Annotated in this window: 10 protein-coding genes and 1 tRNA gene; 4 read left to right on the top strand and 7 right to left on the bottom strand. The window is 72.2% G+C overall.

What is annotated here, in order from left to right; all coding sequences use genetic code 11:
- Positions 1 to 116 precede the first annotated feature (116 nt).
- Entirely contained in the window at positions 117 to 1,328 is a 1,212-nt protein-coding gene (gene sepX, locus ACTWJ8_RS17845) for a divisome protein SepX/GlpR (RefSeq protein WP_443264476.1), read from the top strand.
- A 91-nt stretch (positions 1,329 to 1,419) separates the two neighbouring features.
- Positions 1,420 to 1,493, top strand: a tRNA-Ala gene (locus tag ACTWJ8_RS17840).
- A gap of 73 nt (positions 1,494 to 1,566) precedes the next feature.
- Here ACTWJ8_RS17840 and ACTWJ8_RS17835 read toward each other — a convergent pair.
- Complete coding sequence (locus tag ACTWJ8_RS17835) at positions 1,567 to 2,073, bottom strand: GNAT family N-acetyltransferase (protein WP_356384161.1); 507 nt, start codon at positions 2,071 to 2,073, stop codon at positions 1,567 to 1,569.
- Between the two features lie 67 nt (positions 2,074 to 2,140).
- Between ACTWJ8_RS17835 and ACTWJ8_RS17830 the strand changes: the two genes are divergently transcribed.
- Complete coding sequence (locus ACTWJ8_RS17830; protein WP_356384164.1) at positions 2,141 to 2,941, top strand: exodeoxyribonuclease III; 801 nt, start codon at positions 2,141 to 2,143, stop codon at positions 2,939 to 2,941.
- A gap of 81 nt (positions 2,942 to 3,022) precedes the next feature.
- Here the strand turns inward: ACTWJ8_RS17830 and ACTWJ8_RS17825 are convergent, their stop codons facing one another.
- The 4 genes from ACTWJ8_RS17825 to ACTWJ8_RS17810 form a co-directional block, all read right to left on the bottom strand.
- On the bottom strand, positions 3,023 to 3,205 hold the full coding sequence (locus ACTWJ8_RS17825; RefSeq protein ID WP_356384166.1) for a hypothetical protein: 183 nt from the start codon (positions 3,203 to 3,205) through the stop codon (positions 3,023 to 3,025).
- A gap of 91 nt (positions 3,206 to 3,296) precedes the next feature.
- On the bottom strand, positions 3,297 to 4,172 hold the full coding sequence (locus ACTWJ8_RS17820) for an SDR family oxidoreductase (protein WP_443264474.1): 876 nt from the start codon (positions 4,170 to 4,172) through the stop codon (positions 3,297 to 3,299).
- Positions 4,169 to 5,113: an alpha/beta fold hydrolase gene (locus tag ACTWJ8_RS17815; RefSeq protein WP_443264473.1), complete on the bottom strand. Its 945-nt coding sequence runs from the start codon at positions 5,111 to 5,113 to the stop codon at positions 4,169 to 4,171. Before ACTWJ8_RS17815 ends, ACTWJ8_RS17820 begins: the two co-directional genes overlap by 4 nt.
- Positions 5,110 to 6,645 (bottom strand): flavin-containing monooxygenase, encoded by a 1,536-nt coding sequence (locus ACTWJ8_RS17810; protein ID WP_356384175.1) that lies wholly within the window; start codon positions 6,643 to 6,645, stop codon positions 5,110 to 5,112. Before ACTWJ8_RS17810 ends, ACTWJ8_RS17815 begins: the two co-directional genes overlap by 4 nt.
- Before the next feature lie 179 nt (positions 6,646 to 6,824).
- Here ACTWJ8_RS17810 and ACTWJ8_RS17805 point away from each other — a divergent pair, with 179 nt between their 5' ends.
- Positions 6,825 to 7,454 (top strand): MerR family transcriptional regulator, encoded by a 630-nt coding sequence (locus ACTWJ8_RS17805; RefSeq protein WP_443264925.1) that lies wholly within the window; start codon positions 6,825 to 6,827, stop codon positions 7,452 to 7,454.
- On the opposite strand, the gene ACTWJ8_RS17800 is transcribed toward ACTWJ8_RS17805, so the two are convergent.
- Together ACTWJ8_RS17800 and ACTWJ8_RS17795 are read right to left on the bottom strand one after the other, a co-directional pair.
- Entirely contained in the window at positions 7,443 to 8,429 is a 987-nt protein-coding gene (locus ACTWJ8_RS17800) for a DUF6528 family protein (protein WP_443264471.1), read from the bottom strand. The two genes, ACTWJ8_RS17805 and ACTWJ8_RS17800, sit on opposite strands and share 12 nt — an antisense overlap.
- 105 nt (positions 8,430 to 8,534) lie before the next feature.
- A complete protein-coding gene (locus ACTWJ8_RS17795; protein ID WP_443264469.1) occupies positions 8,535 to 11,852 on the bottom strand; it encodes a S41 family peptidase in 3,318 nt (1,105 codons plus the stop codon).
- Positions 11,853 to 11,947 lie beyond the last annotated feature (95 nt).

The following is an 11,947-nucleotide window of genomic DNA, read 5'->3' as shown; positions in this document are numbered from 1 at the left end:
CAAGGTCGGTCCGGTGATCACATCCGTCGCAAAAAAGCTCGGATTATCAGCCAGATCGTGCGACACACCGGCTCAATTGGCGGATGGCCCCGCGTAAACCCCTCTACGGTGTGTCCGTGAGCAGCAGCGGCCTCATCTACGCAGTCATCGTCGGGGCCTGGGCCGCCTACTTGGTGCCGATGTGGCTCCGTAGGCAGGACGAGTTGAACGAAGCCCGTCCGACGGAACGCTTCAGCACCGCCATCCGGCTTCTCTCCGGCCGGGCGGGAATGGAGCGCCGGTACGCCAAGGACCTCCAGGCACGCTCGCCCGAGCCGGACGAGCAGGGCGACCCGGTCGACCCGGACGAGACCACCGAACCGGTGGACGTCCGGGACTTCGGCATGTCCCCGTCCGGAGAACGACGAACTACCGGCCGCGAACGCCCCGAACCGGCGGCCGCGGCCAAGGCGCCCGCCGCCAAGGCGCCCGTGCCCCAGGCGTCCGCACCCCAGGCGCCCAAGCCCCGCGCCGCTCGCGGCGCGCCCGGTACCGCCTCCCGGGCCGGCTTCGCCTCCGCCGAGGCGCAGGCCGCGCGCGCCCGGCGCACCAAGGTGCTCGCGCGCCGCCGCCGCACCACCGTGCTGCTCTTCATCGCCTTCACCCTCGGCGCCGTCGTCGCAGGCGTCGGAGGCATCGCCTTCCTGTGGGCACCCGCGGTCCCCGCCGTACTCCTCAGCGCGTACATCGTCTACCTGCGCACCCAGGAACGACGCCGCTTCGCCTACGTCATGGACCGCCGCCGCGCCGAGGTCGCCGCCCAGCACCTGCGCGAACGCCAGCCCCGCAGGCGGCAGCCGGCCGCGGCCCGCGCCGCCGCCGAGGATCAGGAGGAGGGACCAGCGGTCGAGGAGACCGCCACCGACCCCGGCCTCGAGGCCCTCGCCGCCGACCGCCGCGCCCTCGTCGAACAGACCGACCACCAGGAATGGGTCGACCAGCAGCGCGAGCGCCAGCGGCACCCGGGACCCGGCGACAGCTGGGACCCGGTCCCCGTGCCGCTGCCCACGTACGTCACCGCCCCCGTCGCCCCGCGCGCCACCGGAGGCATCGACTACAACGCGCCCGAGACGTGGAGCTCCGCCCGCTCCTCCGCCGCCGAACAGGCCGCACAGGAGGAGACCGCCCCGGAGCCCGCCGCCGAGACCGCCGAACCGGTCGCCGACGACGGACGCAGCGACGCCCGCCGCGCCGCCTCCGCCCGCCGCTCCCGCGAGCGCGGACGCACCCCGCTCTTCGACCAGTTCGACGACGACGCGGACGGCAGGCCGCGCGCCGCCAACGAGTGACCCGGGCCACATCGGAGCCCTCCCGGCTGACCAGCCAGGGAACGGATTTCCAAGCACCCGGATCGGGGTGCTAGAGTTTCACTCGTTGCAAGGGCCTGTGGCGCAGTCCGGTAGCGCACCTCGTTCGCATCGAGGGGGCCAGGGGTTCAAATCCCCTCAGGTCCACTGCAATGAAAGCCCCGACGGGAAACCGTCGGGGCTTTCGCGTATCTCCGCCGCCTCCGCGAAGAGCTTGCGCCTAGAGGGACTTCGCGAAGCACCGGCTCAACTCGTCGAACCGGTAGTGCCCGAACTTGGCGCACGGCTCGTACCCGCTCGACGTGTACAGGGCTATCGCCTCCGGCTGCTTCGTCCCCGTCTCCAGAACCATCCGCGTCCGGCCCGCCGCCCGCGCGTCCTCCTCGAGCGCCGCCAGAATCCGCCGGGCCAGACCCAGCCCGCGCGCCTCCGGCGTCACATACATCCGCTTCAGCTCGGCGTCGCCGTCCGCGTACCCCTCCTCGTTCGCCTCCTGGCCGCGCCAGCCGCCCGTCGCGAGCGGAGTGCCCGCGGCGTCGTACGCGATCAGGTACAGGCCGCGCGGCGGCTCGAACATCGTCGGGTCGAGCGGCGTGACGTCGCCCTCGTCTCCGTACCGCTCCGCGTACTCGAGCTGCACCCGGTCGTTCAGCGCGATGGCGTCGGGGTGGCCGAAGGAGGTGGGGCGCAGCTCGGGGGCGGCGACTCCGGGAACCTGGATAGTCATACGATGCATCGTAACTCTATGCGGATGCTTGCGGTGGTCCCGTCCAGTCTGCCGGTATCGTGCCGGGGTGCTGACTGTGACCTCTGTGAATGTGAACGGGCTCCGGGCCGCCGCCAAGAAGGGCTTCGTGGAGTGGCTCGCCGAGACCTCCGCCGACGTCGTCTGCCTCCAGGAAGTGCGCGCCGAGCCCCACCAGCTGCCCGAGAACGTGCGCGAGCCCGAGGGCTGGCACGTCGTGCACGCCCCCGCCGCCGCCAAGGGCCGGGCGGGCGTCTCCCTCTACTCGCGGCGCGAGCCGGAGCGCGTACAGATCGGCTTCGGCTCGACCGAGTTCGCGGACAGCGGCCGCTACGTCGAGGTGGACCTGCCCGGTGTCACGGTCGCCAGCCTCTACCTGCCGTCCGGCGAGGTCGGCACCGAGCGCCAGGACGAGAAGATCCGCTTCATGGACGCGTTCCTGCCCTACCTGAAGGAACTGCGCGAGCGGGCCGCCGCCGACGGCCGCGAGGTCGTGGTCTGCGGCGACTGGAACATCGCCCACCAGGAGGCCGACCTCAAGAACTGGCGCGGCAACAAGAAGAACTCCGGCTTCCTCCCCGAAGAACGCGAGTGGCTCACCTCCGTCTTCTCCCCGACGAACGGCGGCTACGTCGACGTCGTCCGCTCCCTCCACCCGGACGTGGAGGGCCCGTACTCGTGGTGGTCGTACCGGGGGCGCGCTTTCGACAACGACACGGGATGGCGCATCGACTATCACGTGGCGACGCCGGGGCTCGCGGGCCGCGCGGTGAAGGGCTTCGTCGAGCGGGCCGCGACGCACGCCGAGCGCTGGTCGGACCACGCGCCCGTCACCGTCGTCTACGAGTAGGCCCCGCGCAGCGGCCGAGAACGTGCGAAAGGGCCCCGTCCGGAGTTCCTGGCGGGGCCCCTTCACGTGTTCAGGCGGCCGTCACTGCTGGAAGCGGTCCTTGGCCTCCTGGGCGGTGTCCTGGGCCTTTTCCTTGGCCTGGTCCATGCCTTCCTTGGCGCGGTCCTGGCCTTCGTCGGTCTTGCCCTCGGAGCCGCCCATGGCCTCCTTGGCCTTGTCCTGCAGCTGCTCGGCCTTGTCCTTGAACTGGTCTGAGATACCCATGTGATGCACTCCATGAAGAGGTGGGGGATGGGCCTCGACCAGATTTGCACGGCGCCCGGGATGTCGCATTTCGGGCGGTGACGGGGTGTGGTCAGCGGTTGCGGGCGGCCTCGTCGGCGGCGCCGCCCGCGCCCACCAGGCCCTTGGAGATGCCGCCCATGCGGCCCTCGAAGCGCTTGACGCGCTGCTGGCCGACGACGCCGATCGCGGACGGCAGGTAGCCGCGGATGCCCTGCATGCCGCGCAGCCACCACTGCCCGTAGACGTGCGGGGCGCGGCGTTCGATGCCGGCGACGAGGCGGTCGACGGCGGGGCCGAGCGGGTACGTCTTGTTGGCCGGCCAGGGCAGCTGCTGGCGCAGTTCGCGCATGACGTCGTCCTGGTCGGCGCCGCGGACCATGTCGGTGTCGGTCCAGGAGAGGTAGCCGACGCCGACGCGGACGCCCTTGTGGCCGACCTCGGCGCGCAGGCTGTGCGCGTACGCCTCGACGCCGGACTTCGACGCGCAGTAGGCGGTCATCATCGGGGCGGGGGTGATCGCGGCGAGGGAGGCGATCTGGAGGAGGTAGCCGCGGGACTCGGTGAGGACGGGGAGGAAGGCGCGGGCGGTGACGGCGGAGCCGATGAGGTTGACCTCGATGACGCGGCGCCAGGAGACGGGGTCGGAGTCGGCGAAGGGTCCGCCGGTGGCGACTCCGGCGTTGGCGACGACGATGTCGACCTTGCCGAAGCGTTCCTTCACCTCCTGGGCGACCCGGGCCATCGCCTCGTGGTCGGTGACGTCGGCGTGCCACCAGTCGGCGTCGGAGTGCAGGCGCGCGGCGACCTGCTTCAGTTCGTCCGGCTCGAGGCCGATCAGCGCGATCTTGGCGCCGCGTGCGGAGAGTTTGCGGGCGAGGAGTTCGCCCACGCCGCGTGCGGCTCCCGTGACGACCGCGACCTGTCCTTCAAGACTGACCCTGCTCATGCGGCATCCGCCCCCTTCGGCGACTGTGAATCCACGTATTCCTGCGACAGTTCACGGATCTTCGCCGTGACGGCTTCGGGTGCTTCGACGGGTGTCATGTGGCCGAGTCCGGCCAGTTCGGTGAGGCCCACGCAGTCGGGCAGCGCGGCGGCGATCCGCTGGGCGTGCACGATCGGGGTGAGCCGGTCGGCGGTGCCGGCGATGACGGCGACGGGCATCGTCAGGCGGCCGACCCCGGCGTCGAGTTGGAGTTGTTCGAGGACGTGGGACCAGCCGTACCGGACGCCGCGCGGGCAGGCGTGCACGATGCGGGCGCAGGCCTCGACCTTGTCGGCGGCGGAACCGGGGCCCATGGTGGCGTACTTGAGGACGCGCTTGCCGAGGGGGGTGACCGGGCCGAGCGGGGCCTTGGAGCCGAGGATGGCGCGGGTGATCCGGGTGCGCAGGGCGCCGGCCTTCATCGCGGGTACGACGGTGGCCTCGGCGACGAGCTGGGAGCTGCCGGTGCTGCACAGCAGGACGGCGGCGGCGTGCTCCCGGAACTTCGGGCGGTCGGCGGCGGCCATCATCGTCATGCCGCCCATGGAGTGTCCGGCGAGGACGGCTTTCTCTCCGGGGGCGAGGGTGGCGTCGAGGACGGCCTCGAGGTCGTCGGCCAGCATGTCGGTGGTGTACGGGAGTCGGGCCGCGGCGGGGCTGCGGCCGTGGCCCCGCTGGTCGTAGACGATGACGCGGTGGTCGGTGGCGAGGGCGCGGGTCTGGGCGGCCCAGAACGCGGTGGAGCAGGTCCAGCCGTGGGAGAGGACGACGGCGGGGGCGTCGTCCGCGCCGTGCACCTCGACGTGGAGTCGGGCGCCGTCGGCTGAGGTGACGGTCAGTTCTCGGGTGGCGACGGGCGGCGCGTACGGCCCAGTCGTCACATGGCGCATCAGGCGGCTCACGCGGCACTCACCTCGGTCTTCTTCTTGGTACGGGGCGTGGGGGCGGCCGCCTTCGCGGGCGGGCGCAGCACCTCGTACTCGCCTACGTCGACATGCCGGGTGGCATGCCGGAACTCGCTGGTCGTGCCCGGCCACACGGTGGTGTTGACGCCGTTCTCGTCGAGGTACCAGCTGTTGCAGCCGCCGGTGTTCCAGACGGTGCGCTTCATGCGGTCCTGCACGCGGTTGTTCCAGCCGGTGACGGCGGTCTCGCGCGGGGTCAGGGCGACGCGTCCGCCGAGCACGTTCAGTTGGCGGAGGTAGTCGGCGAGGTAGTTCAGCTGGGCCTCGATCATGAGGATCATCGAGGAGTTACCGAGCCCGGTGTTGGGGCCGATGATCGTCATGAAGTTGGGGAATCCGGCGGCGGTGGCGCCGCGCAGTGCGGCCATGCCGCCCTTCCAGCTCTCGGCGAGGCTGACGCCCTCGCCGTTGACGACGCGTTCGGCGATCGGCATGTCGGTGACGTGGAAGCCGGTGCCGAAGACGATGGCGTCGGCCTCGGCCTCGGTGCCGTCGGCGGCGACGAGGGTGTTGCCGCGGATCTCGGTGAGGCCGGAGGCGACGACGTCGACGTTGGGCTGGGCGAGCGCCGGATAGTACGTGTTGGAGAGCAGGATCCGCTTGCAGCCGATGCGGTAGTCGGGGGTGAGCTTGGCGCGCAGGGCGGGGTCCTTGATGGCCCGGTGCATGTTGCGCTTGGCGAGCCGTTCGACGAGGCCGAGTTCGTCGGGGTGCTTGGTGAACGCCTGGACCTGGAGCTCGCGGATGCCCCACAGGAGGCCGCGGCGGGCCTGGGTGGTGAAGGGGAGCTGCCGGTGCAGCCAGCGTTCGGCCCTGGTGACGGCCCGGTCGGCGCGCGGCATGACCCAGGGGGGTGTGCGCTGGAAGAGCGTGAGCCGGCCGACGTCCTTCTGGATGGCGGGCACGATCTGGATGGCGGAGGCGCCGGTGCCGATCATGGCGACGCGCTTGCCCCGGAGGTCGTGGTCGTGGTCCCAGCGGGCGGAGTGGAACACCTTGCCGGGGAAGGTGTCGAGGCCGGGGATGTCGGGCGTCTTGGGGTCGGAGAGCGGTCCTGTGGCGGAGACGACGACGTCGGCGGTGAGCGTTCCCTTGGCGGTGTCGATCTCCCAGTGGAGCTGTTCGGCGTCCCAGCGGAGCCGGGTGACCTCGGAGTCGAGGCGGATGTGGGGTCGCAGCCGGAAGGTGTCGGCGACGTGCTCCAGGTAGGCGCGGATGTGCTCCTGTCCGGAGAACGTGCGGGGCCAGTCCGGGTTGGGCGCGAAGGAGAAGGAGTACAGGTGGGAGGGGACGTCGCAGGCGCAGCCGGGGTAGCTGTTGTCGCGCCAGGTGCCGCCGACGGCGCTTGCCCGTTCCAGGACCACGAAGTCGGTGATGCCCTCGCGCCGCAGCCTGACCGCCGCGCCGAGCCCGCCGAAGCCGGATCCGATCACCGCCACTCGTACGTGCTCGTGCTTCTGCTCGGCCATCACTGCGCCTCCCTTGCCGCGCGACTCTGCCAGTGAACACTGGCGTAATTCGGAGAGTAGAGGCTTCACGTACTCATGGGTAGGGGTAGGGCCGAGGAAAGTTACCGGCAGTACGACATAGGGTTTCGGGTGTGGCGAAGGACGAGGACACGGCCCCCGTGGGCAGGCGCGAGTACCGCATGGACGAGCTGGCGAAGGCCGCCGGCGTCACGGTCCGCACCGTGCGCTTCTACCGGGAGCGGGGGCTCATCAAGCCGCCCCGCCGCGAGGGCCGCATCGCCTGGTACGACGACTCGCACCTGGACCGGCTGCGCACGATCGCCTCGCTCCTGGAGCGCGGCCACACCCTGAACGGCATCAGCGAGCTGTCGGAGGCCTTCGACCGCGGCCGCGACGTCGGCGAACTCCTCGGAGTGCGGCCCACGGAGGAGGTGCCCGTCCGGCTCTCCGCCGCCGAGCTCGCCGACTACTTCGCGGACGACGTCACGCCCGAGAATCTCCAGGCCGCCCTCGACCTCGGCTATCTGGGCATCGACGGCGAGGAGATCGTGCACATCAGCCGCAGGCTGCTCGACATCTCGGCGGCCCTGGTCCGCGAGGGCATCCCGCTGGCCGACGTGCTCGCCGCGGCCAGGCGCGTCCGCGAGCACGCCGACGCGCTGGCCGGGCTCTTCACCGACCTCGTCGCCACCCATGCCTCCGACAAGGACATCGACCGGCTGCGCCCGCTGGCGAAGGGGGTCGTCGAGGCGGAGCTTTCGCTCGCGATCGACCGCCGCCTCGACGCGTCCGACGGATCACCTCGGTAGCCACCAGCGGGCCTTGTAGATCCCGCCGTCGACGTATGTGTGGGAGCCGGGCGGCCGGTGCAGGCTCACGGTCGTCGTCCACCACGTCTCGCCGAGGCCCTTCTCCGGCACGGTGGTGGTCACCCGGCCGGTGCGCGGATCGTCGCCGACGCACTTCACGGACTTCCGGACGATCTCCGCGGCGCCCGCGAAGTCCTGCGTGAAGCCGCCGCCCGCGATGTCGTACTGGAACACGGACGCCGACGTCGTCACCCACATCCGCCCCGGCGTCCCGGCCACGGGGAACAGGTCGTGCCCGCCCGCCGACTTCCCGGGCGTGGCGACGGGCAGTGGGACGCCGAACCGGCGTACCAGCGCGGGCCGCACCCGCGTCCCCTCCACCCCGTACGCCACCAGCTCGTCGTCGCCCATGGCCCACAGCACCTCGCGGTCCGCGTCCCAGTGCAGGCCGTGGGCGCCCTTCAGCTCGGCCTCCGCGTACCGCGTGGCGTGCGGGCCGAGGGCGGCGGCGTAGAGGCGGACGCGCGCGCCGGTGCTGCACGCGACGGCGACGTTCCCGTCCGGCAGGATCTCCGCGGTGTGCGGGTTGATCAGGTCGTCGCCCGGGCCGAGCGCCCCGGCCCAGTACCGCCGCCCGGTCGGCCACTCCACGACGGCCGCGAACCCGAAGGAGGCCGTGGTCAGCACGAACGTGTGCCTGCCGTGCCGCCGCACCTTCGCCTCGCTCGGGTACACCCAGCTGATGTCCGGCGCGACGTCCCGGTACCGGGCGTCCCCCACGGGCGAGAACGCCCACCGCACCACGGACGGGTCGACGGCCGGGTCCCACACGTCCTTCGCCGGATCCAGCACCAGCAGCCGCTTGCTCGCCTGTTCGGTGATGAGGACGGGCGGCGGCCCCGAAGGCATGGCCGCCGCCCGTCCCGTACCGCCGAGCGCGAGCCCGGCGCCGATACCCGCGGCGCCGAGCAACACGCTTCTTCGTGACCGGAGAGACATCAATTCCCCCTCGCCCAAAGGTGGTTGGACCCTTCTGGCGCAGGCTGCCCACGGCCGGGCCGCCCCAAGCGCGGGGCGGCGTCAGCGCGGCGGCAGCTTCGGGCGGCGCCGGTCCGGCACGTCCGAGTAGTCGGGCGGCGTCTTCGCGCCCTGCTCCTCGAGGAGGTTCAGCGCGAGCTCCACCGCGTCGTCGAGCTGCGCGTGCCGTCCCTCGGCCCAGTCGAGCGGGGTGCGCAGCGCCTCGATGTCCGGTTCGACGCCCCGGTTCTCGATGGACCAGCCGTACTGGGGGAACCAGGCCGCGTTCATCGGCACCGTGATCACCGTGCCGTCGCCGAGGGTGTGCCGGCCCGTCATGCCGACCACGCCGCCCCAGGTGCGCTGCCCGACGACCGGCCCGAGCGCGAGCAGCTTGAACGCGGCGGCGATCATGTCGCCGTCGGACGAGGTGGCCTCGTCGGCGAGGGCGACGACGGGGCCGCGCGGCGCGTTCGAGGCGTACGACACCGCCTGGGCGTTGCGCGTCAGGTCCCAGCCGATGATCTTCCGGGTGAGTTTCTCGACGACGAGTTCGCTGATGTGCCCGCCCGCGTTGCCGCGCACGTCGACGATGAGCGCGGGCCGCGACACCTCCATGCGCAGGTCCCGGTTGAACTGGGCCCAGCCGGAGCCGCCCATGTCGGGGATGTGCAGGTAGCCGCACTTGCCGCCGCTCAGTTCGCGGACCACGGCCCGGCGCTTGGCGACCCAGTCCTGGTAGCGCAGCGGCCGTTCGTCGACGAGCGGGACCACGGCGACGCGGCGCGGCCTGCCGCCGCCCTCCGCGGGGGTGAAGGTCAGCTCGACCGTCGTGGCGGCGGCGCCCGCGAGCAGCGGGTAGGGGCCCTTGACGGGATCGACGGGGCGGCCGTCGACGTGGGTGAGGACGGCGCCGTCGCGGATGCCGGTGCCGGCGAGCGGGGAGCGGGCCTTGGAGTCCGACGAGTCGCCGGGCAGGATCCGCTGGAGCGTCCACTGTCCTTCGCGGCACACGAAGTTGGCGCCGAGCAGGCCCTGGGCGCGCTGGTAGTGGGGCGGGCCCTCGTTGCGGCGGGCGGCGGCGACGTAGGCGTGGGAGGTGCCGAGTTCGCCGAGCACTTCTCGTAGGAGATCCGCGAACTCGTCGGGGGACGCGACTCGTTCGACCAGGGGGCGGTACTGGTCGAGGACCGCGTCCCAGTCGATGCCGCACATGTGCGGCTCCCAGAAGTACGCGCGGATGATCCGGCCCGCCTCGTCGAACGCCTGCCGCCACTCGGCCGCCGGGTCGACCTCGTGGAGGATGCGGCGCAGGTCGATCCAGACGGTGGTGTCGTTGTCGCCGGCCTCCGTGGACGGCACGGCCTCCAGCTCGCCCTCGTCGACGACGACGAGCCGGGAGCCGTCGCCGCTGACCGCGAACCAGTCCATGTGGGCGACCAGTTGGGACCGCTTGCCCTTCACGAGGTCGAAGTGTTCGAGGGTCGGCTGGGCGGACGGGTCGGCCGGGTTGGCGAACGTCTCGCCGAGCGCGCCCGAGATCGGCCAGCGCAGCCACACCAGGCCGCCGCCCGCGACCGCGTGCAGCGCCGAGTACTTCGACGCGGAGACGGGGAACGGCACGACACGGTTGGCGAGCCCCTCGATCTCCACCGTCGGCGTCCCGTCGCCGCCCACGTCCTCGACGGGGTCGAGGCCGCCCGCCGCCGTCCGCCCCTCAGGGGAGAGCGCGAACGGGGACGGCGTCGCGGACGACAGCGGTACGAGGTAGGGGCGGCAGCCGAGCGGGAACGACAGGTCGCCGGTGTGCACGTCGTACACCGGGTCGAAGCCGCGCCAGGACAGGAAGGCGAGATAGCGGCCGTCGCGGGTGAACACCGGGTTCTCGTCCTCGAAGCGGCCGTTGGTGACGTCGACGATCGTCGCGGTCTCCGCCTGGGGCGGCGCGCCGAGCGCGGTGGAGCCGCCGCCCCGGTTGATCCGGGCCATCTTGATCTGGCGCAGCGAGCGGCCGATGCCCGGGTGCGACCACGTCAGCCAGGAGCCGTCGGGGGAGAACGAGAGATCGCGGACCGGGCCGTTCGTGGAGCGGATCAGCTCGGTGACGGTCGGCTCCTCCAGCGGTGCCTCGCCGCCCTCCTCCTCGCCGACGTCGATCAGGAGCAACCTGCCGTCGTTCGACGCGACCGCGAGCCGCTCGCCCGCGGGGTCGGCGACCAGTTCCTGGACGCGGCCGAGTTGCCCGGAGGCGAACCTGCGGGGCGGCCGGTCGCCGCTGGCCCGCGGCAGGTAGGCGATCTCGATGGCGTCGTCGCCGTCGGCGTCGGTGACGTAGGCGACCTGGCCGCCCGAGCCCAGCATCTCGGGGAGGCGGACGCGGACGCCCGGGGTGTCGGCGATGGTGCGGGCGGGGCCGTCGCGGTGCGTGAGCCAGTACAGGCTGCCGCGGACGACGACGGCGCTGGCCCGGCCCGTCTCGTCGACGGAGAGCGAGTCGAGGTGCTGGGCGGCGGGCACCTGGTAGCAGCGCCGCCCCGCGCGCGGACCGCCGAGCCTGACCCGCAGCTTGCGCGGCTTCGAGTCGGGGGCCAGGTCGTCGAGGATCCACAGATCGCCCGCGCACTGGTAGACGACGCGGGAGCCGTCGGTGGAGGCGTGCCGGGCGTAGAACGCGTCGTGGTCGGTGTGGCGGCGCAGGTCGGTGCCGTCGGGCAGGCACGAGTAGACGTTCCCGATGCCCTCGTGGTCGGAGAGGAATGCGATGCGTCCGTCCACGAACATCGGGTCGTCCAGATGCCCGTCGACGTCGGCGAGGATGCGCTGCCCGTGCACCCAGAGGCGGCCCTGCGCGCCGCCCCGGTAGCGCTTCCAGGCGGCCGGCTCGTGCGGCGGCGTACCGGTCAGGAGCAGCGTCCGCCGCTCGCCGTCGATGTCGGCGACCTGGATGTCGGAGACGGGCCCCCAGGGCAGCTTGCCGCCGGGGGAGCCGTCGGTGGGCACGCTGTAGGCGAAGGTGAAGTACGAGAAGGGCTCACCGTGCGAGGCGACCGCGAGCACGTGCCCGTCGGGGGACCAGCCGCGCACCTGGGTGTCCTGGCTTCCCCAGTACGTGAGGCGGCGCGCGGAGCCGCCGTCGACGGGCGCCAGGTGGATCTCCGGGTCGAGGCTGCGCCATGTCGTGTACGCGATGTGCCGGCCGTCGGGGGAGAAGCGCGGGTGGCCGACCCTGGTGCGGTCGACGGTGACCCGCCAGGCCCGCGTCGAGCCGTCGAGCGGCGCCACCCACAGGTCGTCCTCGGCGGCGAAGCACAGCCGCTCGCCGCTGATGTGCGGGAAGCGCAGGTACGCCGGGCCGTCGGCGGCTTCGGATTCCTCAGTCACCTCAGTCACCTCCTCATGCTTTTCCGCACCGCGGGCCTCGGCAACCGGGACTCGCCGGACCGGTGTGGCGCAGCGCACGTACGAAACGGTTTCGT

Source organism: Streptomyces sp. SDT5-1 (assembly GCF_052245995.1).
GTDB lineage: Bacteria > Actinomycetota > Actinomycetes > Streptomycetales > Streptomycetaceae > Streptomyces.
The sequence above is the reverse complement of the archived record's forward strand: the minus strand, read 5'-3'. Positions and strand labels throughout refer to the sequence as shown.